A 26,319-nucleotide genomic window follows, 5' to 3' on the forward strand; every position below is an offset into this window, starting at 1 on the left:
GTCATGAAAAGAAGATCGATTTGTCATCGCACCGTCCGACAGCCGCGCGGCGCCGCAGCAATTTGTGGTCAGGGAAGGGCGATTTGACGATGGAAGGCGCGATTCAGGGCCTGATCGAGTTCGTGCGCGCTCACGAGGCATGGGCCGCGCCGATCGTGCTGCTGCTGGCGTTCGGCGAATCGCTGGCGTTCATTTCGCTGCTGATCCCCGCCTGGGGCGCGCTGGTGGCGATCGGGGCGCTGATCGGCGCCAGCGGCATCAGCTTCTGGCCCGTATGGCTTGCCGGTGGCGTCGGCGCGGCGCTCGGCGACTGGCTGTCGTACTGGTTCGGCTACAAGTACAAGGAAAACGTCGCGCAGATCTGGCCGCTGTCGAGCTTTCCGGGGCTGCTGCTGCGCGGCGAGGATTTCGTGCAGAAATGGGGCGTGCCGAGCATCTTCATCGGCCGCTTCTTCGGCCCGCTGCGCGCCTCAGTGCCGCTGGCGGCCGGCATCTTCGAGATGGATTATTGGACCTTCCAGATCGCCAACGTGGTTTCGGCGCTGGTGTGGGCGGCGGCCTTGCTGCTGTTCGGCGACGTGATCTCGCTGATCATCGAATGGATCTGGCGGACGGTCTAGGCGGGCTTGTCGACGATTTCTCAATCGTAATAGGCCGGCGCCATTTTCAGGCTGTCACGCTGCGCCTTGTCGTGGTTGATCCACAGCGTGGCCTTTTCCTTCGCCAGCACCTCGGCGATGCGCTGCATCGACGCCGCGGTCTTGTCCTTGTCGACATTGATTGCCGGAACGCGGCGATTGTCCCAGTTGCTCTGGAAGTGGACCGCGTCGCCCGATAGCAGAACCGCGCCGGTGTTCGGTAGCCGGACCAGCAGCGACTGATGGCCGGGGGTGTGACCCGGCGTCGCGATCAGGGTCACGCTGCCGTCGCCAAACACGTCGTGGTCGCCGTCAAGCTTGGTCACCGGATGCTCCGGCTTGAAGCGGCCGACGCCGAGTGGCAGCGGCCAGTCGTATTCCACTTTCTGCACCAGCAGCATCGTGGTCGGGAACAACTCGACATTGCCGATATGATCCGGGTGGGTGTGGGAGATGGCGACGAATTTGAGATCGGCCGGCTTGACGGAGAGTTGATCGAGCTGGCTCGCCAGTGTTTTCGGCCGTCGCCAGTGCACCGCCTTCGGATCGGTCGGCGCCAGACCTTCGGGCATCGCGGCGATCGCGTCGGTGACGCCGGTGTCCCACAGTAGCCAGCCCTGGGCATGATGGATCAGGTAGCAGGTGTCGACGAAGTCCATCGGCTTTCCGACATCGACGCCGGGCGACCAGCGCGAAATGTCGGTGGTGGAGCCTTCGCCGCAATTGAGGATGTAGAGCTTGTCGACGCCGGGTTTGGTCTGCGCCAGCACCGCAGTGGCCTGCAACGACAGCGCAACGGCGGCAATCACGATGGCGTTTGTCTTCAAAGTTTCTCTCCCCGGTTGGCCCGGTTCGAGTCCGGCTCCTCGTCAGCCTATGGCCAGACCGGGTCGCAGGGAAGTCCGCTGCGGCCGGAAAAATGTTGACGTGCGCTGGGCTCGGCCCTATCAGCTCGCCCATGATCAACCCCGTGACCATTCTCAAAGCTCACCGCCGCCGCATTCTCGCGGTATGGGCGGACGTCTGCGTCTGAGATTGTCGCCCCTGCCGCCGGATCCAGTCCGCGGCATCGTTGTTCCAAACCTCGCGATCTGAATTCGGCGGCTCCTTTTTTCGAAGCAGGAGCCTATGCCATGTATGTCCCGCCGCAATTCCAGCCTGACCGGTCCACCTGTCTCGCGTTCGCTGCCGCGCGCGGTTTCGGCACCGTCTGCGCCTGGGACGGCGACAAACCGGTGGCCGCGCCGGTGCCGTTCTGTATGGATTTTTCCTCCAACGGCACGCCGCTGCTGTCGTTCCATGTCGCGCGCGGCAATCCGCTGACTCGGCTCGGCAACGGCCGCGCCAGATGGCTGATGGCGGTGAACGGCGACGACGCCTATGTCTCGCCCGACTGGTACGCCTCGCCCAACCAGGTGCCGACCTGGCTGTATCAGAGCGTGCATCTGACCGGGGCGGCGGCCGTGATGTCCGACGTCGAACTCGCCGCGCATCTTGACGGTTTGAGCGCAACGTTCGAAAGCTGTTTGCCGAAGCCGCACTGGACCCTGGCGAAGATGCCGGCGGGGCGGCGCGAGGCGATGAAGCAGGCGATCGTCGGGGTGATGTTGCGGGTGGATGTGGTTGAGGGCAGCTTCAAGCTGAACCAGCACAAGTCCGATGCCGATCACGAGGCGGTCGCGGTGGCGCTGGCGCGGCAGGGCGATCCCGCGGCGCAAGCGATCGCGTCGCAGATGATCGCGCTGCGGCCGCAGTTGGACTACAGATTGAACGCGCCGGTCGGCGAAGCCGCATTGTGAAGGAATTGAGATGACCCTCTCGGACTCGACGCGGACGGAAGCCGCAACCGCAAGCAGCCGCGGCGTCAGGCCCAGCGTGTTCGTCGACGGCGCCGCCGGAACCACGGGTCTCGGCATTCGCGAGCGCCTCGCCCGGCAGAACGAAATCATCGTCAAACAGATCGACGACGCCAAGCGCAAGGACGCCAGCGCCAAGCGCGCGCTGATGCAGGAGGTCGACCTCGTCATCCTCTGCCTGCCGGACGATGCGGCGAAAGAGACCGTGGCGCTGATCGACGGCATGGGCGCCGCCGGACCCAAGGTGCTCGATGCGTCGACCGCGTTTCGGGTCGCGCCCGGCTGGGCCTACGGCTTTCCGGAGCTTGCCGCGGATCAGGCCGACAAAATCCGCACTGCTCGAAAAGTCTCCAATCCGGGCTGCTATCCGACCGGCGCGGTGGCGTTGCTGCGGCCGCTGGTCGATGCCGGCCTGCTGTCGGCCGACCATCCGGTCAGCATCAACGCCGTGAGCGGCTATTCGGGTGGCGGCAAGGCAATGATCGAGAGCTACGAGAGCGGCACCGCGCCGGCTTTCGAGCTGTACGGCCTCGGCTTCGCGCACAAGCATCTGGCGGAGACGCAGCAATATTCGCATTTGACGCGGCGGCCGATCTTCGTGCCCTCGGTCGGCAATTTCCGCCAGGGCATGCTGGTCTCGGTGCCGCTGCATCTCGACATGCTGCCCGGCAAGCCCAGTGCCGCCGATCTGCATGCGGCGTTGGCGCAGCGCTACGCCGGCAGTCGCTATGTCTCGGTGGTGCCGCTCGATAGCGCGACCAACCGCAGCGGACGGATCGAGCCGGAGGCGCTCAACGAGACCAATCGTCTGGAGCTTTATGTCTTTGCCAGTGACGAGCATCGACAGGTTGTGCTGGTGGCGCGGCTGGACAACCTGGGCAAAGGCGCCTCGGGCGCGGCGGTGCAGAACATGCGGCTGATGCTCGGCGTCGCCGATGACGCGGCCAATGTCTAGCGGCGCCGACCCTCGCGCCGGGAGCAGCGTGGACGACGCGACGCTGACCTTCTACCGGCGCAACGCACAGGAGTACGCCGGATGGAGCAAACGCCGGCACCGACGACTGGCTGACTTCCTGGCATTGCTGCCGCCCGCGGCTTCGATCCTCGAGCTCGGCTGCGGCGCCGGTGGCGATACCGCGCATATGCTGGCGAACGGTTTTGACGTGCGCGCCACCGACGGATCGCCCGAGATGGCGGCCGAAGCGGCGCGCCGGCTCAAGCATCCGGTCGAGACCATGCTGTTCCACGAACTGAGCGCGGTCGCGGCGTATCGCGGCGTCTGGGCCAGCGCCTGCCTGCTGCATGTGCCGAGAAATGAGCTCGGCGATGTTTTGGCGCGGATCTGGCGTGCGTTGCAGCCGGGCGGATTTTTCTACGCCAGCTTCAAGGCCGGTGACGCCGAGGGCCGCGACAAGCTCGCACGCTACTACAACTATCCGTCGCCCGACTGGTTACGTGCGCAATATGCCGATGCCGGAAGCTGGGATTCGGTCGTGATCGAGACCAGCGAAGACAAGGGCTTCGATGGCGAGCCGGCCACCATCCTGCACGTACTGGCGCGCAAAGCGCTGGGAGACGCCGCCGCCAAAATCTGACTGACGATGGTGACATCGGTCTCGTGATCTTGATCGTCATGTGAGCTTGACGGATTTTGGCTGAATGGCGCTAATGTCGCCTGACATCGTCGGGGCTAAGCTGCGCTGGTCGCAGCGAAATGTCGCTTTCCCGACGCATTGAGCGAAGGTGAAGCGATGACGGCAATTCCCGTTCTGGTGATCCTCTCCGCGGCGACGGCGATCGGGCTCTATCTCGGGCTGTTGTACCTGCGCGGCGAGCGCAAGCCGGGGCTGATCGCCTTCCACTTGCTGCTCGGCTTCGGCGGACTGGAAACGCTGGTGATGCTGCTGCACGGCACCCCGAACGGTGCGGCCGGGGCGACCACCGGGACGTTCGGCTATACGGCGGCGGGGCTGTTCGGCGTCTCGGCATTTTCCGGCTTTGTCGCCGCCTTGGCTCGGCGGTCGCCGGTCGCCGCAAATGTGGTGCTCGGCACCCATGTCACGGTCGGGCTGGCCGGTTTTGCGCTGTTTCTCGCCTGGGTGTCGACGCTGTAACGCGAGCGTACCCGGCGCCGGCAACCTGCTTCAGTCCCAGCTATGCGACCATATCGTCATGGATCGATTGGTTCTGCGCGATCCCCACCTGGAGCAGTGCCTTACGCAACTCCTTGTCGGTCACGCGGCGCGTCAGGGTGTGCGCCTTCATGCCTGCCTCGTAGAAGCGATAGGTGCCGCGGCCTTCGGCCTTGGCGCTGTACAACGCGGTGTCGGCCTTCATGAGCAGTTCGTCCGGCGCGGTGCCGTCGCCCGGCGACAGCGCGATCCCGACGCTGGCACCGACCACGACGTGATTGCCCTGGATGGTGTAGGGCGCAGCGATGACGCGAACGATCCGGGCCGCCAGCGCAGCGGGCGCATGCGCATCGGTTGAAACCTGGACGATTGCGAACTCATCGCCGCCCAGTCGAGCCACCGTATCGCCGCTGCGGACGCAGTGAACCAGCCGCTGCGAAACCTCGTTCAGAAGCGCGTCGCCGATCGAATGTCCAAAGGTGTCGTTGATGTCCTTGAAGTGATCGAGGTCGAGATAAAGCACCGCGATACGGGAGACGGGCAGGGCGTTGTTCAGCACGCGCTCGAGGTCGTGGCGAAATTTGGCCCGGTTCGGCAATTGGGTGAGCGGGTCGTGAAGCGCCAGATGGGCGATCTGCTCCTGCGCCTCGCGCCATTCGGTGACGTCTTCCAGCGTCGCGACCCAGCCGTGCCCCGGCAATGGCTGTTCGGTGACCCGGAGCACCCTGCCGGCGGCGGTAATCTCCCTGATCGCCGGATGACCGCCACGCATTTCGGCCATGACGGTTGCGGAGAATTGATCGGGGTCCTCGGCGAATTCACCGAGGCCCTGAAGGCGCTTGAGTTGATCGCGCAACGACATGCCAAGCAGCGTCGTCGCCGGAATGCCGATCATCGCGGCGTAGCGTGCATTGAACAACGTGATGCAACCCTCGGCGTCGAACATGCACAGCGCCTGCGGCATGTTCTCGATCGCGGTGTCGAGCAACAGCTTCTGCTGCCTCAACTGGATTTGCGTGCGGCCGTTGCTCAGCGCGATCCAGAGACCCGCTCCGGTTGCAAGGACGGCGACGGCTAGCGTCAGCAGCATCAGGCCGAGATCGTCAGCCGCGGCGGCGGGGGAATCGGACGCCAGCAACGCGATGACGTGGGTCGTCCAAATGCCATAGCCGCCGGACACCGCACTCAATCCCAGCCAGATTAGCCGTGGACGCCCCTGCGTCGCCAGACAGCGCTTGAACAGGGCGATCGAGACGATCGCGGCCCACAGGCTGGTCGCGATCGCGAGCGCGACCAGCCGTGGGTCATGTTCAGTGGAAAGAAAGACTTGTGGCATCGCAGGGTCCGACTTGTTCGCTTGCCCTGCGATTTGTCACGCGAACACGTAACGGTCGGTGAATCCATGGCCAATCACTGCGTGAATGGCTAACAACGACTTGATCGGCTCAGTCTGCGTACCTTCAATGAGTAGCCGCGTACGGTTTTACAGGATTTTGAAGATCGCCAGCGCGAGCACCGCCTGCGCGCAGAATCCGACGGTGAAGGTCAGCGTGCGCAGCACCGGCACGCCGAACCCATAGACGATCGCATGCGCGAGGCGCGACCAAAAATATACCGCGCAGGCGAGCACGGTCCATTTGCTGGAATAATCGATCGCGTTAAGGATCAACACCAAAGGCGCGAAGATGATCAGGTTTTCAACCGCATTGTCGTGCGCGAACATCAGACGGTTGGCCCAGGACGCATGCGGCTTGTCGTTGCGCGAGGGATTGGCCATCGCACCGCCCAGGCCGCGCACCGCGACGCGATTGAGCACATAAGGCAGCCACAATAAGCCGGTCAAAATCACCGTCAGCGTCAGCCAGAACAATTCGCGCGTCATCGACACGGTCCTTTCGATGTCAGGATGGATCTAGCCGACAAGCGACTCGCGCCTGGCGGACGCTCAGCGACGGCGTTGCGTCGGACCATAGCCGATCAGCGCAGCAACGCCAATGCGGGGCGCGCGGCGATCAGGCGCGCACACGGACGTAGCTTCCGGGCGCATCCTCGATCCCGGGGAACGCCGCGGTGCCGACCGCGCGCGCCGGAACCTGTTCGGGATCAAACGTGCCCAGCCATTCCCGCCAGTCGGGCCACCACGAGCCCTTGTGCTCCTGCGCGGTCTTCATCCAGTCGACCACGCTGGTGGCCTTGCTGGCGTCGTTGGTCCAGTATTGATACTTGCCGGCGGCCGGCGGATTGACCACCCCAGCGATATGGCCCGATCCTGACAGCACGTATTTCACCGGGCCGCCGAAAAATTGCGAGCCGTACAGCACCGACTCCGCCGGCGCGATGTGGTCCTCGCGGGTGGCGAGGTTGTAGACCGGCACCTTGACCTTGGAGAGGTCGAGCAGGGTGTTGTCGAGCACCATGGTGCCGGCCGACAGCCGGTTGTCGAGATAGCAGTTGCGCAGGTAGTAGGAATGGTTCGCCGCCGGCATCCGCGTGGCGTCGGAATTCCAGTGCAGCAGGTCGAATGCCGAGGGCGGCTGGCCCTTCAGATAGTTGCTAACCACATAGGACCAGATCAGATCGTTGGAGCGCAGCATGTTGAAGGCCATCGCCATCCGCGCGCCCTCGAGCACGCCGGTGGTCTTCATGTCGCGCTCTAGCGCGCAGATTTGGTCCTCGTCGACGAACACCATGAGGTCGCCGGCGTGGGTGAAATCGACCTGGGTGGTGAGGAAAGTCGCGGAGGTGACGCGGACCCGGCGCTTGTCGGCCAGCCACGCCAAGGTCGCCGCGAGCAGGGTGCCGCCGACGCAATAGCCCAGGGTGTGAACCTTCATCTCGCCAGTGACCTGCTCGATGATGTCCATCGCGGTCAGCGGCCCCTGTTTCATGTAGTCGTCGAAGCCCTTGGCGGCGAGGCTCTTGTCCGGGTTGACCCAGGAGATCACGAACACCGTGAGTCCCTGATCGACGCACCATTTGACGAAGGATTTTTCCGGCTTGAGGTCGAGGATGTAGAACTTGTTGATCCACGGCGGCACGATCAGCAGCGGGGTGCGCAGCACGTTCTCGGTGGTGGGCGTATACTGGATCAGCTGCATGATCTCGTTCTGGTAGATCACCTTGCCGGGCGTAGTCGCCATGTTGACGCCGACCGCGAGATTGGCCGGGTCGGATTGCCGGATCCGGAGCTGGCCGCCGCCGGCCTCGATGTCTTCCGCCAGCATCTTCATGCCGCGCACCAGATTGTCGCCGTTCGACGCCAGCGTCGTGCGCAGCAATTCCGGATTGGTCAGTACGAAATTCGACGGCGCCAGCGCATTGGTGATCTGCTGGACGTAGAATTCGGCCTTCTTCCTGGTGTGCGGATCGAGGCCCTCGGCCTTGGTCACGAGTTCATGCGCCCATTGCGTGGTGAGCAGATAGGCCTGCAGCAAGAACTCGAAGAATTGGTTGGATTTCCATTCCGGATCGCTGAACCGCTTGTCGCGCGGCGGCGGCTCGATCGTCGGCGCGACTTGCTCGCCGATCAGGCGGCGCGCCGAATTGCCCCACAGGTCGAGATAGGCTTGGCCGAGTTTAGTCTGCAGCTCGGTGGCGCGGGTCTGGTCCGACATCCAGTAGTCGGCCACCGTGCTGAAGGTCTTGACGATCTCGGTGATCTCGGCCGGCGGCTTGTCCTTGGCCTCGCCATTGTCGCGCGGCTTGAGATAGGCCGCCAGCGCCTGGCCGCTGGATTCCATCGCGCGCGCCAGATTCAGGGCAAACACCTCAGGGTCGAACTTCTTGACAGGGGCGGTTTCTGCTAACACTTCGGCCATTATCGGACACTACTGGTTTTGTGGAATTTCAAGGATCGGTTTTTCGTCGCGGCCCGATGATGGCATAGTTCGATGGATGTCGCTGAATTCGATGTGCTGCACTGCGACAAAGGGCGTCATTTGGTCACATTGCCGTTCCAGTGAGGCGCGCGGCTCTGTAGAAGTTAATGGTTTGGCGGCAAGATGGTTCTCCGCGAGTTCAGGCGGTGGAAGCGGCAGGCGTGGTGAGGCGAGGGGCGTGAAGATTTTGCAACCGGCAGGCTCGGACGGATGGGGCGGCGGCGCGCGCGCGGCGGTCGCGGCGGTGCTGTTGCTGGCCGGCATCGGGCTCGGCGGATGCTCGATCTCGCTGTCGGATCTGCCGCTGGGCTCCAGCGACGAGACCCGGGCGAAGGAGCCCGACGCGTTCCCGGCGGTCAACGATCTTCCTACCGGGCGGGAGGAAACCGCAATGGCGCCGGCCGAACGCACCAAGATCGAGAGCGAGTTGATTGCCGCGCGCGAACGCCAGGCCGCAGTCGCCGCCGCACCGCCGCCACCTGCCAAGAAATAGCCTCAAAGCGTCCGCCGTCCGGTAAAATCGCCCGGGCCAGGACCAGGAGATGAGGCGTCCGGCAGGGACGCATGCCAGCCTTGCCGCAGATTGGCGCAAAATCTCGTAATCAAAGCGATTCCGCGTGTGAATCGGATTCCCCTCCGGTTCAGAACGCGGTAACCATCCAGCCGTTCGGTCGGGAGTCGAGGACCATGGAAGAATTCTACCGCATACGCCGTTTGCCGCCTTACGTGTTCGAGCAGGTCAACCGGGCCAAGGCGGCCGCGCGCAATGCCGGGGCCGACATCATCGATCTCGGCATGGGCAATCCGGACCTGCCGGCCCCCGCCCATGTCATCGAGAAGATGAAGGAAACGCTTGGCCGGCCGCGCACTGACCGTTATTCGGCGTCGCGCGGCATCACCGGCCTGCGCCGGGCGCAGGCGGCCTATTACGACCGCCGCTTCGGGGTGAAGCTCAACCCCGATACCCAGGTGGTGGCGACGCTCGGCTCCAAGGAAGGTTTCGCAAACGTGGCGCAGGCGATCACCGCGCCCGGCGACGTGGTGCTGTGCCCGAACCCGAGCTATCCGATCCACGCCTTCGGCTTCCTGATGGCCGGCGGCGTGATCCGCTCGGTGCCGTCGGAGCCGACGCCGGAATTCTTCGCCGCGGCGGAGCGGGCAATCATCCATTCGATCCCGAAGCCGATCGCGATGATCGTGTGCTATCCGTCGAATCCGACCGCCTATGTGGCCAGCCTGGATTTCTACAAGGATTTGGTGGCGTTCGCGAAGAAGCACGAGATCTATATCCTGTCGGATTTGGCCTATGCGGAAGTCTATTTCGACGACGCCAATCCGCCACCGTCGGTGCTGCAGGTGCCGGGCGCGATGGACGTCACCGTCGAATTCACCTCAATGTCGAAGACGTTCTCGATGGCCGGCTGGCGGATGGGATTCGCGGTCGGTAACGAGCGCATCATCGCAGCCCTGGCGCGGGTGAAATCCTATCTCGACTACGGCGCCTTCACCCCGGTGCAGGTGGCGGCGACGGCCGCGCTGAACGGCCCGGACGATTGCATCCGCGAGATGCGCGAAATCTATCGCAAGCGCCGCGACGCGCTGGTCGAATCGTTCGGCAGGGCAGGTTGGGAGATTCCGCCGCCGTCCGCCTCGATGTTCGCCTGGGCGCCGCTGCCGCCCGCCTTCAGGGATGTCGGCAGCATGCAGTTCGCCACCCTGATGGTGGAGAAATCCGGCGTCGTGGTGTCACCGGGCGTGGCGTTCGGCGAGCACGGTGAGGGCTTCGTCCGCATCGCCATGGTGGAAAACGAGCAGCGGATCAGGCAGGCCGCTCGCGGCGTCCGCCGCTTCCTTGAAAGCGGCGTCGAAACGTTGCACAACGTGGTTCCTCTCGCCACCCGGCGATAGCTCTTTCCGACAGGTTACATCGCGTCATGATCGCACCACTGAGAGTGGGTATCGCGGGGCTCGGCACCGTTGGTGCCGAGGTTGTCCGCGTCATCGAACGGCAGGAACGCACGCTGTCGGCGCGCTGCGGCCGTGCCATCAAGGTGGTGGCGGTGACCGCGCGCTCGAAGGCGAAGAAGCGCGGGCTCGACCTGCGCGGCATCGAATGGGCGAAGAGCCCGATGGCGATCGCGGCCGATCCCGAGATCGACTGCTTTGTCGAATTGATCGGCGGCGTCGATGAGCCGGCGGGACCGGCGATCGAGGCCGCGCTTTCGTCCGGAAAATCGGTGGTCACCGCCAACAAGGCGCTGATCGCCAAGCACGGGCTGCGCCTCGCCAGCCTCGCCGAACAGCACGGTGGCGCGCTGAACTATGAGGCTGCCGTCTGCGCTGCGATTCCGGTGATCAAGACGCTGCGCGAAGGCCTCGCCGGCACCGACATCGCGCGGATCTACGGCATTCTCAACGGCACCTGCAATTACATCCTGACCCGAATGGAGCAGGAGGGGCTGTCATTCGCCGAGTGTCTCGCCGACGCGCAACGGCTCGGCTATGCCGAGGCCAACCCGTCATTCGACGTCGACGGCCACGATACCGCGCAGAAGCTCTCTATCCTGGCCAGCCTCGCCTTCGGCACCAAGGTGGCGCAGAGCGCGGTCTCGGTCGAAGGCATCTCGACGATCGCGCCGGAAGACCTGCGCGCCGCCGCCGATCTCGGCTACCGCGTCAAGCTGCTCGGCGTCGCGGTGCGGACCGCGACCGGCATCGAGCAGCGGGTGCATCCGACCATGGTGCCGCGGACCTCCTCGATCGCGCAGGTGATGGATGTCACCAACGCGGTGACGATCGACGGCGTCGGGATTCCGCCGATCACGTTGGTTGGCGCCGGCGCTGGCGCCGCGGCGACCGCTTCCGCCGTGGTCGCCGATATTGCCGATGTCGCGCGCGGCATCCGGGCGATGCCGTTCGGCCGGCCGGTGGCGAAGCTGAAGCTAACCAAGAAGGCGCCGATGGAGCGCCACGAGGGCGGCTACTATCTGCGGCTGATGGCGCGCGATCTGCCCGGCACCGCCGGCAAGATCGCCACCAGGCTCGCCGAACAGGACATTTCGATCGAATCGATCATGCAGCGCCACCCCGACGGCAAGGTCGGCGGCAATGGCGGCGCGCGCAAGTCGCAGCCGGTGCCGGTGATTCTGGTCACCTACGCGACCACCGAGGACGCGGTGCGCCGCGCGCTGGCGGCGGTGCAGCGCGACAAGGTGATCAGCGGCCGTCCGCAGTTGATACGGATCGAGAAAAACTAGAGCCTTATTCGGGCCGAACCGCCCGCTGTGAATTTGGGGAGTACCACCAATGTCGACAGTTATCTCCGTCCCGCCGCAGCAATTGCTGGAGCGCATCCTGACTCTCGAGATCGTGCGGGTCACCGAGCGCGCGGCGGTGTCGGCGGCGCGGTTGCGTGGCCATGGCAATGAAAAGGGCGCCGATCAGGCCGCCGTCGACGCGATGCGCCGCGAACTCAACAAGATGCCGATCGAGGGCACCATCGTGATCGGCGAGGGCGAGCGCGACGAGGCGCCGATGTTGTTCATCGGCGAGAAGGTCGGCATCAATGCCGGGCCGAAGGTCGACATTGCGGTCGATCCGCTGGAAGGCACCACGTTGTGCGCCAAGGACATGCCGGGCTCGATCGCCACCATGGCGATGGCCGACGGCGGCACGCTGCTGCACGCCCCCGACGTCTACATGGACAAGATCGCGATCGGACCGGGCTACCCGAAACACCTCGTCGATCTCGATGCGCCGCCGGCTGAGAACATTGCCCGTCTCGCCAAGGCCAAGGGCGTGCCGATGACGGCGATCACCGCGCTGGTGCTGGACCGTCCGCGCCACGCCGCCCTGATCGCCGCGATCCGCGCCACCGGCGCCGCGTTGCGGCTGATCTCCGATGGCGACGTCGCCGGCGTGATTCACACTGCCGATCCCGACAACACCGGCGTCGATATCTATCTCGGCACCGGCGGCGCGCCGGAAGGCGTGCTGGCGGCGGCTGCGTTGCGCTGCATCGGCGGCCAGATGTACACACGGCTGATCCTCGACAGCCACGAGAAGCGCAACCGCGCCGAATCGATGGGCGTGTCCGATCCGAATTTCGTCTACGCGGTCGAGGACATGGTGAAGGGCGACTGCCTGTTCGCCGCCACCGGCGTCACCGACGGCTCGATGCTGTCCGGCGTCAAGTTCCGCAAGGACAATGTGATCCAGACCGACACCGTGGTGATGCGCTCGGTCACCGGCACGGTGCGGTACATCAAGGCCGATCACCGCCAGCTCGAAAAATTCCATCTCGATTGAGAGGCACGATGCCCGCCGACATCCTGATCCGGCCGCTGCACGCCGACGAGCGCGCCGCGTGGGAGCCGTTGTGGGCGGGCTATCTCACCTTCTACAAGGCGACAATCGCGCCCGAGGTGTCTGACGTCACCTGGGCGCGGTTTCACGATCCGGCCGAGCCGATGTTCGTTCTCGGCGCCTATGTGGACGGCAAACTGACCGGGATCGTGCACTACCTCTATCACCGCTCGTGTTGGACCGTCGGTGACTACTGTTACTTGCAGGATCTGTTTGTCGATTCCAGCGCGCGAGGACTTGGCGTCGGGCGGGCGTTGATCGAGGCGGTGTACACCAACGCCAAAGCGGCCGGCTGCAGCCGGGTGCATTGGCTGACTCAGACCCACAACGCGCAGGCGCGGATCCTGTACGACCAGGTCGCGGAGAATTCGGGCTTCATGCAGTACCGGAAGATCTTTTGAGCCCCAGCCGTCATTGCGAGCCACCGGTCGGCGCGAAGCGCCGTCCGGTGAGCGAACCAATCCAGCTCTTTCCGATCCAGCACTGGATTGCTTCGTCGCAAGTGCTCCTCGCAATGACGAACTGAAGCAATGCAAGAAACGAGAACAAGGGATTGAAACGATGAGCGTGATGGCCGATGCGCCGAAGGCGCTGGTGTTCGATGTGTTCGGCACCGTGGTGGACTGGCGCTCCAGCCTGATCGCGGATTTCACCGCATGGGGCGCCGAACGCGATCTTCAGGTCGACTGGGCCGGGCTGGTGGATGCCTGGCGACAGGCCTATGCGCCGTCGATGGACGAGGTGCGCAAACATCCCGAGTGCGGCTACAAGATGCTGGATACGCTGCACCGCGAAACGCTGGAGCAACTGGCCCCTCGGTTCGGCATCGTCGGCGCCAGCGAACCCGAACTGCGCTATCTCACCACCGGCTGGCACCGGCTGAAGCCCTGGCCCGACAGCGTGGCCGGCCTGACCCGGCTGAAGTCCAGATACATCATCGCGCCGTTGTCGAACGGCAACGTCGCGCTACTCACCAACATGGCGAAGTTCGCGGGCCTGCCGTGGGATCTGGTGCTGAGCGCCGAGATTTTCGCGCATTATAAGCCCGATCCCGAGACCTATCTGGGCGCGGCCCGGCTGCTGGGCCTGGTGCCGGAGCAGGTGATGATGGTCGCCGCCCACAACAACGATCTCGCCGCGGCGCAGGCGCTCGGGCTGAAGACCGCTTTCGTGCCGCGGATCACCGAATACGGCCCGCTGCAGAGCCGTGACTTCAAGGCCGAGGGCGACTGGGATGTCGTCGCGGCGGACTTCAATGCGCTCGCCGATCGGATGGGGTGCTGAAGTCGGGCAAGGCGCCTTTGTTGCTCCGACGCTTCGTGCTTATCTGAACCATCATGACGCTTCCCGCATCCGCATTGCCGATCGACCCGCCGCCGGCGTTTCTCGGCGTGACGCGGTCTGCTACCGGCAAGCTGTGGCGCGACCGGCTCGATCCGCGCGGCGCGGCGCGGGCGCTGGCGATCGCGCAGCGCTATCAGCTGCCCGAAATGCTGGCGCGGGTGATCGCCGGGCGCGGCATCGAGATCGACGCGGTGGCGGATTTTCTCGATCCGACGATCCGCAAGCTGATGCCCGATCCCTACACGGTGACCCAGATGGAGGCCGCGGCGAAGCGCATCGCTGACGCCGCCGTGAAGGCCGAGAAGGTCGCGATCTTTGGCGACTACGACGTCGACGGCGCGACCTCGGCCGCCTTGCTGGCCTGGCATCTGCGGCATTGCGGGCTCGATCCGCTGATCCACATCCCCGACCGCATCTTCGAGGGTTACGGCCCCAATGTCGAAGCGATCCGGATGCTGGCGGAGAAGGGCGCCACGCTGCTGGTGACGGTGGATTGCGGCACCACAAGTCTCGAGCCGCTTGCCGAAGCACGGCGGCTCGGCATGTCCGCGGTGGTAATCGATCATCATCAATGTGGCGACGAACTGCCGGAGGTGGATGCGCTGGTCAATCCGAATCGTCCCGACGATTTGTCTGGGCTCGGCCATCTCGCCGCGGTCGGGCTGGTGCTGATCACGCTGGTCGCGGTCAATCGCGAGCTGCGGCAGCGCGGATTCTGGAGCGCGGAACTGCCGGAGCCCGATCTGCTGAGCATGCTGCATCACGTCGCCCTCGGCACCGTCGCCGACGTGGCACCGTTGACCGGGCTGAACCGTGCCTTTGTCGCCAAGGGACTGATCGCGCTGCGGCGCCGCGATCATGTCGGCCACACCGCGCTGATGGACGTGTCACGCCTCAACGGGCCGCCGGAGGCCTGGCATCTCGGCTTCATGCTGGGGCCACGGATCAATGCCGGCGGCCGGATCGGCCGCGCCGATCTCGGGGTGCGGCTGCTGCTGGAGGGCGACATCTCCGAAGCTGCAAGAATCGCCGCCGAGCTTGACCGGCTCAACACCGAGCGCCGGGTGATCGAACAGATGGCCGAAGCGCAGGCCGAGGCCGAGGCGCTGGCCTCGCTCGGGCTGGAGGACAAGGGCGCGGTGATCGTCACCGCGTCGGAAGGTTGGCACCCCGGCGTGGTCGGCCTGGTCGCGTCGCGGCTGAAGGAAAAATTTGGGCGGCCGGCTTTCGCGATCGCGTTGGAGCCCGGCGGCATCGGCACCGGATCCGGGCGGTCGATTTCCGGCGTCGATATCGGCAAGGTGGTGCGGCAGGCGGTTCATGATGGGCTGTTGATCAAAGGCGGCGGCCACGCGATGGCCGCCGGCGTGACGCTGCGCAAGGAACGGCTCGGCGAATTCCGGGCTTACCTCGAGACCGCGCTGTCCGCCGACGTCGGCAAGTCGCGGCATCTCAACGAATTGTTGATCGACGGCGCGGTGTCGGCGCGCGGCGTCACCACCGATCTGGTGGCGACGCTGAATCGCGCCGGTCCGTTCGGCAGCGGCAATCCGGAGCCGGTGATCGCGCTGCCGTCGCATCAGCTGGTCTATGCCGACGAAGTCGGGCAGGCGCATCTGCGGCTGCGCTTCAAGTCCGGCGACGGCGCGATCGTCAACGGCATCGCGTTCCGCAGCGTCGGCCAGAAGCTCGGCGACGCCCTCATGCAAAATCGCGGTCAGCCGCTGCACGTCGCCGGCTCGCTCGCGGTGGATCGCTGGCAGGGCGCCGAGCGGGTGCAGCTACGGGTGATCGACGTCGCAGTGCCGGACCCCGGGCCGGCGATGATCCGCTAGCTCGACGATTTGTTCGTCACTGCGAGCAACTGAGCGCGGACGTCCCGGCGTCGCGAACCGCGACTTTGGTGTCCGGCGTCATCTAACTTTCAAACCCCTCCGTCAGGATCGCGCCATTCTCATTCCGAAGGGGCTGCAGGCATGACCGACTTCACGATCAATCAGACGCTGGATCCGGGGGGACCGGTTCAACCGGCGTCGCGGCCCAATTTGGACAAGGGTTTCAACCCCCTGACCATGATCCTGTTCTTCGGCATTCTCGGTGCCGGCCTGCTGTTCGTCGCCTACAGCATCTATGTCGATGTCGATGCGACCGGCGTCAAGGTGACCACCTATCTGCCCTATCTGCTGCTGCTGGTGGCGCTGTTGATCGCGCTCGGCTTCGAATTCGTCAACGGCTTCCACGACACCGCCAACGCGGTGGCGACCGTGATCTACACCCATTCGTTGCAGCCGGAATTCGCCGTGATGTGGTCCGGCTTCTTCAACTTCCTCGGCGTGCTGTTCTCGACCGGCGCGGTGGCGTTCGGCATCGTCTCGCTGCTGCCGGTCGAACTGATCCTGCAGGTCGGCTCTAGCGCCGGCTTCGCGATGGTGTTCGCGTTGTTGATCGCCGCGATCATCTGGAATCTCGGCACCTGGTATTTCGGACTGCCCGCCTCGAGCTCGCATACTTTGATCGGTTCGATCATCGGCGTCGGCGTGGCCAATGCGATCATGCGCGGCCGCGACGGCACCTCGGGCGTCGACTGGGGCAAGGCCACCGAGATCGGCTATGCGCTGCTGCTGTCGCCGCTGGTCGGTTTCTGCTGCGCCGCGATCCTGCTGCTGATGCTGAAGTTCGTGATCCGCAACCCGGCACTGTACGCAGCACCCGAGGGCAACAAGGCGCCGCCGCTGTGGATTCGCGGCATTCTGATCGCCACCTGCACCGGCGTCAGCTTCGCGCACGGCTCCAATGACGGTCAGAAGGGCATGGGTCTGATCATGCTGATCCTGATTGGCACGGTGCCGACCGCCTATGCGCTGAACCGCGCGCTGCCGGAATCCCAGGTCGTGCAGTTCCAGAAGACCTCGACTGCGGCGGCGACGGTGATCGCCGCGAAAGGCGCCGGCCATAGCATCATCGGTGATCCGCGCCCGGCCGTGACTCTCTATGTGTCGCAGCACAAGATCACCGAAGGCACCTATCCGTCACTGGCAGTGCTGGTCAAAGATGTCGGCGATCAGGTGACGAAGTATGGGTCGCTCAACAAGGTGCCGGCCGAAGCGGTCGGCAACACCCGTAACGATATGTACCTGACTTCCGAAGCGATCCGCTTCCTGATGAAGGACAAGGAAAACGATCTCAACAAGGAGGAGATCGGCACCCTCAACGCCTATAAGGGCTCGCTCGACAGCGCCACCAAGTTCATTCCGACCTGGGTCAAGATCGCGGTGGCGATCGCGCTCGGGCTCGGCACCATGATCGGCTGGAAGCGCATCGTGGTGACGGTCGGTGAGAAGATCGGCAAGACGCATCTGACCTACGCCCAGGGCGCCTCCGCCGAACTGGTCGCCGCGGTCACCATCGGCGCCGCCGACATGTTCGGCCTGCCGGTCTCGACCACCCACGTGCTGTCGAGCGGCGTCGCTGGCACGATGGCGGCCAACGGCTCGGGGCTGCAGATGTCAACGATCCGCAACCTGCTGATGGCCTGGGTGCTGACGTTACCGGCGGCGATCCTGTTGTCGGCCGGGTTGTACGTTGTGTTCTCGCATCTGTTCTGATCGAAATCGACGAGGCCGCCGCGTCAATCGCGGCGGCCGACGACAAAGAGAAGCCCGCGCAGTCGCTGCGCGGGCTTCCTGTTTGAACGGCCTCGTGACGCGGTCTCGACCGGCTGTCGCCGCGACCGACGATCAGTAGTCGCGCTCGCGATGCACGTCATGGACCACGATTCCCATGCCCTGCTCCGGCAACGCCAGCCAGTCGCGGCGCTTCAGGGTCCGGCGGGTATCCTCCAGTCCGCTCAGCCAGTGTTCGCGCATCGAGGTGGCTGAGAATTCGTGATCCTTGGCGTCGCCCTCATAGGCCTTTTGCTGATAGATCATCTGCAGGATGGTGATCTCGGGCAGATCGGCCAGGTTGTCGCGTGTCGCGCGCTCGGCATCGCTCAACTGATCGTCCGGCAATTTCCGCAATGCCTTGTAGAGATCGGCCTTCAGATTGTTCATCCGCTTGTACACGTCGGTGTTGTGCCGGGTGCGCGACGAATAGACGATGTCCTTGTAGCGCGCCTGGACCTCCTGGATGTCGCGTGGCAGCACGCCCCGGGCGCTGAACAGATCGACCTGGAACACCAGCGAATTCAGCTTGTCCTCCTGGTCGAGCAGATGCTGTAGCGGCGTATTCGAGACAATGCCGCCGTCCCAGAAATGGTCGGTGCCGATCTTTACCATCGGAAGCGCCGGCGGCAGCGCGCCGCTCGCCATCACATGCTCGGGGCCGATCACTTCCTTCTTATTGTCGAAATACAGGAAGTTGCCGGTCAGCACGTTCACGGCGCCGACCGCGAAATGCATCTTGTGCTGATTGATCAGGTCGAAATCCACCAGTTCCAGAAGGGTTTCCCGCAATGGACCGGTGTCGTAGTAGCTGGTCGCCGAGCGGGCGCCGGCCGGGCTGAGCCAAGGATTCATATCGTGCGGCTTGAAGAAGCCGGGCTGCCCCAGCGCCGTCGTCATCATGGTGCTGGCGAAATTGCGTGCCTTTCGATAGACGTCGCCATCCGGCGTGTAGTGCCAGATCTTGCGGGACGTGATCCGGTCCCAGAAGATTTGAAGCCGTTCGAGCCGGCGCTCCGGCGGATTGCCGGCGATGATCGCCGAATTGATCGCGCCGATCGAGACGCCGCAAACCCAGTTCGGCTCCATCCCTTCTTCGTGCAGGGCCTGATAGACGCCGGCCTGATAGGCGCCGAGCGCACCACCGCCCTGCAGCACCAGCGCGACGCGGTCGCAGCGGTCCGGCCACCATTTCGGTTCAACGATCGTGTCCGACCCCGGCGTTCGCGTGTCCATCGCTTCGGCTCCTCTCCTGCTCTGAATGCTGCGAGTAACATTCAATCCGGGAGTGACGCCGTTGTGACGCCTCGCTGATTAATACCATCGTGTAGCATGTTGATATTTCGCTGCTGTCACGCCGCTGACGAAAATAGCTCACACCTCCGTCAAGTGCGGCCGTTAGCAATTGCGAAACGGTCGCGGATGCGCGGCGGATCAGTCGCCGACCATGCTTCAAGCATGGCGGTCGACCATCGCGGGAGAGTGCGAGCATGTTGTCCGGAAAATCCGCCATCGTCACTGGCTCGACCAGCGGCATCGGTCTTGGCATTGCGCGCGGTCTCGCCGCCAGCGGCGCCAACGTCATGCTCAATGGCTTTGGCGACCCAAACGAGATCGAGGCGATCCGGCAGGAAATCGCCGACGGTCACAATATCAAGGTGCTCTACAACGGCTCCAACATGGCCGACGGCAACCAGATCGCCGCGATGGTGACCGAGGCCGAGGCCGAATTCGGCGCGGTCGACATCCTGATCAACAATGCCGGAATTCAGTACGTGGCCCCGATCGAGGAATTCCCGGTCGAAAAATGGGACGCCATTCTGGCGATCAACCTGTCCAGCGCCTTCCACACCATGCGGGCCGCGGCGAGCGGGATGAAATCGCGCAACTGGGGCCGCATCGTCAACGTCGCATCCGCCCACGCGCTGGTCGCATCGCCTTTCAAATCGGCCTATGTCGCCGCGAAACACGGAATCGCCGGCCTGACCAAGACCGCGGCGCTGGAATTCGCCGAACACGGCATCACCGTCAATGCGGTGTGCCCCGGCTATGTCATGACCCCGCTGGTCGAGAAGCAGATCCCCGAACAGGCGAAGGCCCGCGGCATCACCGAGCAGCAGGTGATCTCCGACGTGCTGCTCGCGGCGCAGCCGACCAAGCACTTCGTCACCGTCGAGGAACTCTCCGCGCTGGTGAACTTCCTCTGCACCGACAATGCGCGATCGATCACCGGAACCACGTTGCCTGTCGATGGCGGCTGGACCGCTCACTGAAAGGATTTCCTGGTGCGCCAAAGCGAGGTCTTGAAGATTCCGTCGATGCCGATGGCCGGGCCGAGCTATCCGGCGGGCCCGTATCATTTCGTCGATCGCGAATTCCTGGTGCTCACCTACGAGACCGATTCGGACCTGATCCGCGCCGGCCTGCCGGAACCGCTCGAACCCTCCGAAAATCCGATCGTGCATTATGAGTGGATCAATATGCCGGACAGTTCCGGCTTTGGTAGCTACACGGAATCCGGACTTGTGATTCCAGCCCGTTTTCAGGGCGAAGAGGTCAATTTCGTTTCACAAATGTATCTCGACGACGATCCGCCGATCGCGGCCGGCCGGGAGATCTGGGGTTTTCCGAAGAAATACGCCCACCCGAAGCTCGAGGTCGTGAAGGACACGCTGATCGGCACGCTGGAATATTCCGGCCAGCAGGTCGCGATGGGAACGATGGGTTACAAACACGCCTCGATGGCCGGCAATGGCGATCTGACCCGCGCGATACTGTCGAAAACCCAGGTCAACCTGAAATTGATTCCCGGCGTCGACGGCCGGGCCGAGGTTTGCCAACTGGTGGCCATCAACGTCACAGACATCGTCGTCAAGGGATCTTGGATCGGACCCGGCCGGCTCCATCTCGTGCCCCACGTCAATGCGCCGGTGGCGGATTTCCCGGTCCGTCGCATGATCAGCGCCCACCATTTCCTCGCCGATCTGACCTTGCCCTATGGCCGCGTCGTGTTCGATTACAACAAGCAGGGCAAGGACGTGGCCGAGGCCGCCGAATAACGGACGGCGCGATTTGCGATCTGATGCGGTGGCATCGGCGATGCCACAACCGGCTGTTCACCGGCATGACGTCGCCGCCCGGCGACGTGGTCGGCGAGCGCGGCACCATGAGATTATGCTATCGGCAGATCTCACCCTGGTTGACGAAGCTCTTGAACAGTTCGACCGCCTGCGGATTGAGCGCGCCTTCGTCGGGCAGCACCAGCGGCAGATCGGGCGGCGCCAGGATCGCGAATTGCCGACCCCATTCATAGACCCAGGCCAGCCCGTCCTGGAACACGACTTCGTCGTCGAAGCGCGGATGGCGTCCGGAGCGGACCTCGGCGAAGCCGCGGCGGAACGCGGCGTTCCAGACGATCTCGTCGAGCGGTGCCTCGAAGGTCTCGGCTTGTTTGGGGACGTCGGTCACGATTTCGATTCCCGCGATGGCGATGGGACGGCGACAAGGCGGGGCATTATCCCACGCGGCCCCGTGCTCCGCATCCTGACTTTTCGTCGGTATTATGACCCCTGCCGCAGCCGCGCCAGCACCGTCAGCCCGCCATAGCCGTCTGCCGGCAACAGGCCCATTTTGGTCTGATAGTCCTTCACCGCCTTCATGGTGTCATTGCCGACCCGGCCATCGGTGCCGCCGGTATCGAACCCGGCCCGGGTCAGGCGGGTCTGCATCTCCTGCACTTCAGCCAGCGTCAGCGCGCGCTCCGAGCCAGGGAACGGCTGCAGGAATGGCGGCGCGCCGAGAATCCGGTCGCCGAGATGGCAGATCGCGAGCGCGTAGTTCATTGACGGGTTGTAGCTCTTCACCGCGTAGAACGCCTGACCGATCAGGAAGACCGGGCCACCCGGCACCGGCACCCACAATTTGGCGCTGGCGTTCGGCTGCGGAAACGGCTGGCCGTCGGCGCGACTGACGCCGGCGGCGGACCACGCCGCGTAGGTCTTGCCGCCACTAGAAGAGGCGGCGCCAGCGGGGCGGACCTCATAGCCCCAATGTTCGCCGCGCGGATACTTGCCGCGGTTGAGCAGGAATTTCGCACTGGAGCCGAGCGCGTCGTCGGGCCTGCCGAACGGCGACACCTTGCCGTCGCGGTCGTAGTCGATCCCGACATTGAGCCAGACTTCCGGCATCCATTGGGTATGGCCCATCGCGCCGGCCCAGGAGCCGCGCATCTCTTCCGGCGTGCTCCAGCCGCGATCGACGATCTTCAGCGCATTGATCAGTTCGGTTTCCCAGTAGGCGCGGCGGCGCGGCTCGTTCCAGGCCAGCGCGGCGAGTGAGGGAAACACCGGCCGCATATGATTCTGCTGCACCAGCGGATCGCCGAATGCGGATTCGACGCCCCACAGCGCCAGCAGCGTGCCGCGCTCGACGCCGAAATCGCGCTCGATCCGGGTGAACAAAGCTTCGTTGTTCCGCAGCGCTTCGCGGCCGGCGATGATGCGCCAGTCCGAGACCCGGCGGTTGATGTATTGCCAGATCTGCTCGTGAAACTCCGGCTGCTTCTGCATCTGTTTGAACACGGACATGTCCGGCTCGATCCGGCCCATCACGCGTGTGTAGGTGGCGTCCGAGATGCCCTTGGCCAGCGCGCGGGCGCGAAACTGATCGCGCCATTGGTCGAAACCGGGCGGCGCGGCGAGTGCGGCCGACGGCAGCAGCAGTGCGGCGCCGAGCGCGGATTGCAGCACGGCACGGCGGGTCGGAAGGAAGTGGGAATCAATCTCGGTCATGGCCGCAGTGTAGCGGGCAGGGCAGGGTGGCGGCAAAGGTCAATGCGTCGTGGGAACCTGGAATGGGCGATGCCCTCAGTCGACCACGTCGTCGGCGCGAAGCAGCAGCGACGTCGGCACCTCGATGCCTATTGTCTTCGCGGCGTTCGCGTTGATCATGGTGATAAACTTCGTGGCCCGTTCGACCGGCAGGTCTTCGGCTCTCGCACCCTTGAGAAGCTTGCCCACAAAGGTCGCCGCGCGACGCCACAATTCGACGAAGTCAATGCCGTAGGCGGCAAAGCCTCCGGCCTGCGCGAGTTCCGGAAAGCCGCAACAAGCGAGCCGATTGGCCAGCGCCAATTTGGCGATCGGTTTCGAATTGTAGATCAGCATCGGATCTTCCGCGACCACGAAGGCGCGCACCGAGCCGGCAGTCATCGCCGCGATCACCGGCTCCAATTCGTTCACGTCGCGCGCACCGAATTCCGCCAGTTCGATGCCGAGCGACCGGGCCGTCGAGCGCATCGCCGAGAGCACGGGTTCGGTTGCGGCGTTCGCCGGATTGAACAGCACCCCTGCCTTGGTCAGCGTGGGCATCGCCTCCTTCAGCAACTCCAGCCTTTTCGCGACAAGCTCCGGAATGAAATAGCTCGTTCCGGTGACATTGCCACCCGGTCGGGCCAGGCTTGACACCAGACCGACCGCCACGGCATCGCCCAGCGATGCAAACACGATCGGGATAGTGGTGGTCGCGCGCTTGGCGGCAGCAACGCCGGGTGTCGAATAGGTGACGATCACGTCCGCCTTCTGATCGACAAGCTGAATGGCCAGAGCTGCGAGCTGGTCATAGTTGCGTCCCTGGAGCCAGCGCGTCTCGATGACGATGTTCTTGCCTTCGGCGTAGCCCTGAGCGGCCAGTGCCGCCCGAAACGCGTCGAAGCGCGTGGCCTCCGCGGCTGGATCGCCGAGACTGAGATACCCGATCCGATAGATCCTATCGCTCGGTTGGGCACCAGCGGCCGACCGCCAGCCGATTGCCGCGCCACCAACCAGGATGATGAAGTCTCGTCGTCGCATGCGGCCTCCGGGACATTCAACCTACCGCGAATGCCGAGCGATGCGTGTGATGGCAGCCCGCATCGACTCGCGCCTAATTCTCGCTGCCTTCGCCCGGATCGACCGGTGGCGGCGGCTCAGTGGGCGCCGCATGAGCCACCGCCGGCTGGTCGGGCGCCGCCCGTCCAAATTCGCGGCCGCGGCCGCCAAGCAATCGCTCATAGGCCGACACCAGCGTGACGTAAGGGTTGACCCAGAGCCAGCCGTCGGGCGTGAACACTTGGACGTCGAAATGCAGATGCCGGCTGGTGCCGTTGGGGCGGTCGAGATAGTTCGACACCACGCCGATCTGTTCGCCCTCGAACACCCGGCGGCCGTTGAGCACGCCGTCGTCGTCCATGCGGCGGGGATCCATGTGCATATAGCGAAACCGGATGTGCTCGGTCCGGCTGTTGACCTGTAAGGTCGCGGCCTGCTGTTTGGGCGAGCGGATCAGCACGCCGTCGCGCACCGCGACCACCGCCTGCCGGCTTGGGTCGCAGCCGTCGCTACCCGGCAGGCAGCCGGTGATATCCTGGCCCTGATGGCCGAACCCGGCGGCGCATTGGCCGACGCCGAAATTGCGGCTTTCGCAGAAATTGTCCTGCCACGGATAAGCGGCGGCACCGCGCGCCGCATCGACCGCGGCCGGCATCGGTTGTTCGGAGCGGCGCAGCCGGCTCGACTGCGAATGGGCGTAGGCCGGCGCTTTCGCCAGCGGAAACCGGATCTGCGAATAGGCGGTGGGATCGGGGCGGCCGCCCTGCTTGCGAAAGCCCGAATTGGCAATGATATCGCCGCTCGGCCGATAGCTGAAATCGGGCGACGGCGCCTCCGGCCGTTCGGCGAATGTCGCGGGCAAATCCATCGGCGGCCGCGTCGGCAGGCCGCCGGTCACGCGCAGCGCCTTGAGGAACCGCTCGGCGACCGGATAGGCCTCGCGGCAGGCCATTCGCTTCGGCCGCGGCGTCGAATCCAGGCACTGGATCGAGAGCACATAGGCCGCACCGAAGCGGGTGAAGGCATAGCGTACATAGCCTTCGCGGATGAAGCGGCGCAGATCGGGGAACTGCGACGCCAGCGCCTTGGCCGGCTCGCTCTTGTCTGCGAGCGGATCCTTGATGTCGTAAGTGAGCAGCGAGCCGGTGATCTGTACTTCGACCGGCTGCGCGAACACCCGCGCCGGCATGCCGTCGCCGGCTGCGGGCTCCAGCGCGAACACCGCGTCGTAACCGGCCGGGCCGGCATCGAACATCTCGGCGGGGCGAAAGCCGGCCTGATAGCGCGCCAGCGTCAGGCTCTCCGGTGCGCCGCTGCGGCGCGCCTCCAGCAACGCTGCGGTGTCGAACGGCAGCAGCACCGGCACCGCGCTTTGTCCGATGCCGGTGAAGAATGCCGAGGTGATCGCGTTGAGCTGCACCAGCGCCGGCATCAGCCGCGGATCGAACGGTCGCAGCCGGCGCTTGCCGGTGAAGGTGAATGCGGAGGCGATCGCCGGCTGGGTGTTGATTTCGCTCCGAAGCTGGTCGAGCGCGGCGCGCCAGTCGACGCGCAGTACCGAGACCGCGGGGGTGCGGAATTCATCGGCGGCAAGCCGCGCGGTGCCGGCGATGAGCAGGCCGGCGATCCATGAAACGCCCAGAACGGCCCGAAAACACCACGCGCGGATCGTCGTCGGGGTCAATTTGCGTCACGCCTCCGTTCTCAGGGTCAGCGTGAAAATGTACCGAGGTTTTCCTGCGCGCGACAAGCCCATTCGTCAGGCCGCTTCAGGCCAGGTTCTCGACAAGGCTTGGCTTGACAAGGCTTGGCCCGGGACGGTGCAACCGGCCCGGGCCAAGCAACAGAGCAGGGTCGTGTCAGTCCTTGGCGCGTTCGACGTAGGAACCGTCCTCGGTCATGATCACGATCCGGGTTCCGACGTTGATATGCGGCGGCACCAGCGTGCGCACGCCGTTGGACAGAATCGCCGGCTTGTAGGAGGACGACGCGGTCTGGCCCTTGGTCACCGGCTCGGTCTCGACCACTTCGAGGGTCGCGCGCTGCGGCATCGTGATCGCCACCGGAATCACGCCGTGCAGCGACAGTTTCACGGTCATGTTTTCCTGCAGATACGGCGCGGCATTGCCGACCACGTCCTTCGGCACCTGGACCTGGTCGTAATTGTCGTTGTTCATGAAGTGGAAGCCGTCGGCGTCCTCATAGAGGTAGTTGAAATTGTGGTCCTCGATGGTCGCCTTTTCCACCTGATCGGTGGTCTTGTAGCGCTCGGAGATCTTCACTCCGTCGCTGATACGGCGCATTTCGATCTGGCTGACCGGGGTGCCCTTGCCGGGATGGATGTTCTCGGCGGTGAGGACCACATACAGCTTGCCGTCCTGCTCGATGACGTTGCCCTTGCGGATAGAACTGGCGATGACTTTCAACGGATGATTTCCTAGCGTTCAGGCCCGGGCCCGATCCGGACATATGTCCCGAGGCCTGCGAAGCGGTTTCGGGCCGCAACATACTCATTTCCGGATCATTCCGGAAATATCGTTGGTTGCAGCCACTGAGGTTTCTTTCGGTCAGTCTGCA

25 protein-coding genes are annotated in these 26,319 nt (G+C 64.5%); 15 read left to right on the forward strand and 10 right to left on the reverse strand.

All coding sequences use genetic code 11. The features are described 5' to 3' along the window. Nucleotides 1-89 precede the first annotated feature (89 nt). Entirely contained in the window at nucleotides 90-620 is a 531-nt protein-coding gene (locus HXX15_RS08645) for a DedA family protein (protein WP_296515069.1), read from the forward strand. A gap of 20 nt (nucleotides 621-640) precedes the next feature. Here HXX15_RS08645 and HXX15_RS08650 read toward each other — a convergent pair whose 3' ends face one another. Further along, nucleotides 641-1,465: an N-acyl homoserine lactonase family protein gene (locus HXX15_RS08650; protein WP_296515071.1), complete on the reverse strand. Its 825-nt coding sequence runs from the start codon at nucleotides 1,463-1,465 to the stop codon at nucleotides 641-643. A gap of 306 nt (nucleotides 1,466-1,771) precedes the next feature. Here HXX15_RS08650 and HXX15_RS08655 point away from each other — a divergent pair, with 306 nt between their 5' ends. The 4 genes from HXX15_RS08655 (at nucleotide 1,772) to HXX15_RS08670 (ending at nucleotide 4,608) form a co-directional block, all read left to right on the forward strand. Further along, on the forward strand, nucleotides 1,772-2,437 hold the full coding sequence (locus tag HXX15_RS08655) for an FMN-binding negative transcriptional regulator (protein ID WP_296515074.1): 666 nt from the start codon (nucleotides 1,772-1,774) through the stop codon (nucleotides 2,435-2,437). 10 nt (nucleotides 2,438-2,447) lie between these two features. Next, the gene (gene argC / locus HXX15_RS08660) at nucleotides 2,448-3,449 is read left to right on the forward strand and encodes an N-acetyl-gamma-glutamyl-phosphate reductase (protein WP_296515075.1); all 1,002 of its coding nucleotides are present in this window, start codon (nucleotides 2,448-2,450) and stop codon (nucleotides 3,447-3,449) included. Nucleotides 3,450-3,477: 28 nt separating this feature from the next. Continuing rightward, nucleotides 3,478-4,089 carry a class I SAM-dependent methyltransferase gene (locus tag HXX15_RS08665; protein WP_296515077.1) on the forward strand — a complete coding sequence of 204 codons (612 nt, stop codon included), beginning with the start codon at nucleotides 3,478-3,480 and terminating at the stop codon, nucleotides 4,087-4,089. Nucleotides 4,090-4,245: 156 nt separating this feature from the next. After that, complete coding sequence (locus HXX15_RS08670) at nucleotides 4,246-4,608, forward strand: hypothetical protein (protein WP_296515080.1); 363 nt, start codon at nucleotides 4,246-4,248, stop codon at nucleotides 4,606-4,608. Between the two features lie 40 nt (nucleotides 4,609-4,648). Here the strand turns inward: HXX15_RS08670 and HXX15_RS08675 are convergent, their stop codons facing one another. From HXX15_RS08675 to phaC, 3 genes are all read right to left on the reverse strand, one after another. Beyond that, nucleotides 4,649-5,962 carry a diguanylate cyclase gene (locus HXX15_RS08675; protein WP_296515082.1) on the reverse strand — a complete coding sequence of 438 codons (1,314 nt, stop codon included), beginning with the start codon at nucleotides 5,960-5,962 and terminating at the stop codon, nucleotides 4,649-4,651. 147 nt (nucleotides 5,963-6,109) lie between these two features. Further along, entirely contained in the window at nucleotides 6,110-6,508 is a 399-nt protein-coding gene (locus HXX15_RS08680; protein WP_296515084.1) for an MAPEG family protein, read from the reverse strand. Nucleotides 6,509-6,638: 130 nt separating this feature from the next. Next, nucleotides 6,639-8,444 carry a class I poly(R)-hydroxyalkanoic acid synthase gene (gene phaC, locus HXX15_RS08685; protein ID WP_296515087.1) on the reverse strand — a complete coding sequence of 602 codons (1,806 nt, stop codon included), beginning with the start codon at nucleotides 8,442-8,444 and terminating at the stop codon, nucleotides 6,639-6,641. A gap of 238 nt (nucleotides 8,445-8,682) precedes the next feature. Between phaC and HXX15_RS08690 the strand changes: the two genes are divergently transcribed. The 8 genes from HXX15_RS08690 (at nucleotide 8,683) to HXX15_RS08725 (ending at nucleotide 17,818) form a co-directional block, all read left to right on the forward strand. After that, nucleotides 8,683-8,997 (forward strand): hypothetical protein, encoded by a 315-nt coding sequence (locus HXX15_RS08690; protein ID WP_296515089.1) that lies wholly within the window; start codon nucleotides 8,683-8,685, stop codon nucleotides 8,995-8,997. Nucleotides 8,998-9,191: 194 nt separating this feature from the next. Further along, entirely contained in the window at nucleotides 9,192-10,412 is a 1,221-nt protein-coding gene (locus HXX15_RS08695) for an LL-diaminopimelate aminotransferase (RefSeq protein WP_296515091.1), read from the forward strand. 26 nt (nucleotides 10,413-10,438) lie between these two features. Continuing rightward, nucleotides 10,439-11,761, forward strand: coding sequence for a homoserine dehydrogenase (locus tag HXX15_RS08700; RefSeq protein ID WP_296515094.1), 1,323 nt, complete (start codon nucleotides 10,439-10,441; stop codon nucleotides 11,759-11,761). A 49-nt stretch (nucleotides 11,762-11,810) separates the two neighbouring features. Continuing rightward, nucleotides 11,811-12,812 (forward strand): class II fructose-bisphosphatase, encoded by a 1,002-nt coding sequence (glpX, locus tag HXX15_RS08705; RefSeq protein ID WP_296515096.1) that lies wholly within the window; start codon nucleotides 11,811-11,813, stop codon nucleotides 12,810-12,812. An 8-nt stretch (nucleotides 12,813-12,820) separates the two neighbouring features. Beyond that, on the forward strand, nucleotides 12,821-13,270 hold the full coding sequence (locus HXX15_RS08710; RefSeq protein ID WP_296515098.1) for a GNAT family N-acetyltransferase: 450 nt from the start codon (nucleotides 12,821-12,823) through the stop codon (nucleotides 13,268-13,270). 169 nt (nucleotides 13,271-13,439) lie between these two features. Further along, a complete protein-coding gene (locus tag HXX15_RS08715) occupies nucleotides 13,440-14,153 on the forward strand; it encodes a haloacid dehalogenase type II (RefSeq protein WP_296516885.1) in 714 nt (237 codons plus the stop codon). Between the two features lie 53 nt (nucleotides 14,154-14,206). Next, nucleotides 14,207-16,048, forward strand: a complete 1,842-nt coding sequence (gene recJ, locus HXX15_RS08720; protein ID WP_296515101.1) for a single-stranded-DNA-specific exonuclease RecJ — start codon at nucleotides 14,207-14,209, stop codon at nucleotides 16,046-16,048. Between the two features lie 141 nt (nucleotides 16,049-16,189). Further along, nucleotides 16,190-17,818, forward strand: a complete 1,629-nt coding sequence (locus HXX15_RS08725) for an inorganic phosphate transporter (protein ID WP_296515104.1) — start codon at nucleotides 16,190-16,192, stop codon at nucleotides 17,816-17,818. A 132-nt stretch (nucleotides 17,819-17,950) separates the two neighbouring features. On the opposite strand, the gene HXX15_RS08730 is transcribed toward HXX15_RS08725, so the two are convergent. Beyond that, entirely contained in the window at nucleotides 17,951-19,111 is a 1,161-nt protein-coding gene (locus tag HXX15_RS08730; protein ID WP_296515106.1) for a patatin-like phospholipase family protein, read from the reverse strand. Nucleotides 19,112-19,365: 254 nt separating this feature from the next. Here HXX15_RS08730 and HXX15_RS08735 point away from each other — a divergent pair, with 254 nt between their 5' ends. Both HXX15_RS08735 and HXX15_RS08740 read left to right on the forward strand, forming a co-directional pair. Next, nucleotides 19,366-20,148 (forward strand): 3-hydroxybutyrate dehydrogenase, encoded by a 783-nt coding sequence (locus HXX15_RS08735; RefSeq protein WP_296515109.1) that lies wholly within the window; start codon nucleotides 19,366-19,368, stop codon nucleotides 20,146-20,148. A 12-nt stretch (nucleotides 20,149-20,160) separates the two neighbouring features. Continuing rightward, on the forward strand, nucleotides 20,161-20,934 hold the full coding sequence (locus tag HXX15_RS08740) for an acetoacetate decarboxylase (RefSeq protein WP_296515112.1): 774 nt from the start codon (nucleotides 20,161-20,163) through the stop codon (nucleotides 20,932-20,934). Nucleotides 20,935-21,052: 118 nt separating this feature from the next. Here HXX15_RS08740 and HXX15_RS08745 read toward each other — a convergent pair whose 3' ends face one another. From HXX15_RS08745 to efp, 5 genes are all read right to left on the reverse strand, one after another. Further along, nucleotides 21,053-21,343 (reverse strand): hypothetical protein, encoded by a 291-nt coding sequence (locus tag HXX15_RS08745; RefSeq protein ID WP_296515115.1) that lies wholly within the window; start codon nucleotides 21,341-21,343, stop codon nucleotides 21,053-21,055. Nucleotides 21,344-21,435: 92 nt separating this feature from the next. Beyond that, on the reverse strand, nucleotides 21,436-22,665 hold the full coding sequence (locus HXX15_RS08750; RefSeq protein ID WP_296515117.1) for a lytic murein transglycosylase: 1,230 nt from the start codon (nucleotides 22,663-22,665) through the stop codon (nucleotides 21,436-21,438). 75 nt (nucleotides 22,666-22,740) lie between these two features. Further along, the gene (locus tag HXX15_RS08755) at nucleotides 22,741-23,724 is read right to left on the reverse strand and encodes an ABC transporter substrate-binding protein (RefSeq protein WP_296515120.1); all 984 of its coding nucleotides are present in this window, start codon (nucleotides 23,722-23,724) and stop codon (nucleotides 22,741-22,743) included. Between the two features lie 73 nt (nucleotides 23,725-23,797). Then, nucleotides 23,798-25,384, reverse strand: a complete 1,587-nt coding sequence (locus HXX15_RS08760) for a M23 family peptidase (protein WP_296516886.1) — start codon at nucleotides 25,382-25,384, stop codon at nucleotides 23,798-23,800. Between the two features lie 217 nt (nucleotides 25,385-25,601). Next, the gene (efp, locus tag HXX15_RS08765) at nucleotides 25,602-26,168 is read right to left on the reverse strand and encodes an elongation factor P (RefSeq protein ID WP_296515121.1); all 567 of its coding nucleotides are present in this window, start codon (nucleotides 26,166-26,168) and stop codon (nucleotides 25,602-25,604) included. Nucleotides 26,169-26,319 lie beyond the last annotated feature (151 nt).

Origin of the sequence: Rhodopseudomonas sp., from assembly GCF_013377015.1 — a bacterium.
GTDB lineage: Bacteria > Pseudomonadota > Alphaproteobacteria > Rhizobiales > Xanthobacteraceae > JARJEH01.

Coding starts and splice junctions, on each gene's coding strand:
- HXX15_RS08645 (WP_296515069.1), top strand. CDS start 90: ATGGAAGGCGCGATTCAGGGCCTGATCGAGTTCGTGCGCGCTCACGAG.
- HXX15_RS08655 (WP_296515074.1), top strand. CDS start 1,772: ATGTATGTCCCGCCGCAATTCCAGCCTGACCGGTCCACCTGTCTCGCG.
- argC (WP_296515075.1), top strand. CDS start 2,448: ATGACCCTCTCGGACTCGACGCGGACGGAAGCCGCAACCGCAAGCAGC.
- HXX15_RS08670 (WP_296515080.1), top strand. CDS start 4,246: ATGACGGCAATTCCCGTTCTGGTGATCCTCTCCGCGGCGACGGCGATC.
- HXX15_RS08675 (WP_296515082.1), bottom strand. CDS start 5,962: ATGCCACAAGTCTTTCTTTCCACTGAACATGACCCACGGCTGGTCGCG.
- HXX15_RS08680 (WP_296515084.1), bottom strand. CDS start 6,508: ATGACGCGCGAATTGTTCTGGCTGACGCTGACGGTGATTTTGACCGGC.
- phaC (WP_296515087.1), bottom strand. CDS start 8,444: ATGGCCGAAGTGTTAGCAGAAACCGCCCCTGTCAAGAAGTTCGACCCT.
- HXX15_RS08695 (WP_296515091.1), top strand. CDS start 9,192: ATGGAAGAATTCTACCGCATACGCCGTTTGCCGCCTTACGTGTTCGAG.
- HXX15_RS08700 (WP_296515094.1), top strand. CDS start 10,439: ATGATCGCACCACTGAGAGTGGGTATCGCGGGGCTCGGCACCGTTGGT.
- glpX (WP_296515096.1), top strand. CDS start 11,811: ATGTCGACAGTTATCTCCGTCCCGCCGCAGCAATTGCTGGAGCGCATC.
- HXX15_RS08710 (WP_296515098.1), top strand. CDS start 12,821: ATGCCCGCCGACATCCTGATCCGGCCGCTGCACGCCGACGAGCGCGCC.
- HXX15_RS08715 (WP_296516885.1), top strand. CDS start 13,440: ATGGCCGATGCGCCGAAGGCGCTGGTGTTCGATGTGTTCGGCACCGTG.
- recJ (WP_296515101.1), top strand. CDS start 14,207: ATGACGCTTCCCGCATCCGCATTGCCGATCGACCCGCCGCCGGCGTTT.
- HXX15_RS08725 (WP_296515104.1), top strand. CDS start 16,190: ATGACCGACTTCACGATCAATCAGACGCTGGATCCGGGGGGACCGGTT.
- HXX15_RS08730 (WP_296515106.1), bottom strand. CDS start 19,111: ATGGACACGCGAACGCCGGGGTCGGACACGATCGTTGAACCGAAATGG.
- HXX15_RS08735 (WP_296515109.1), top strand. CDS start 19,366: ATGTTGTCCGGAAAATCCGCCATCGTCACTGGCTCGACCAGCGGCATC.
- HXX15_RS08750 (WP_296515117.1), bottom strand. CDS start 22,665: ATGACCGAGATTGATTCCCACTTCCTTCCGACCCGCCGTGCCGTGCTG.
- HXX15_RS08755 (WP_296515120.1), bottom strand. CDS start 23,724: ATGCGACGACGAGACTTCATCATCCTGGTTGGTGGCGCGGCAATCGGC.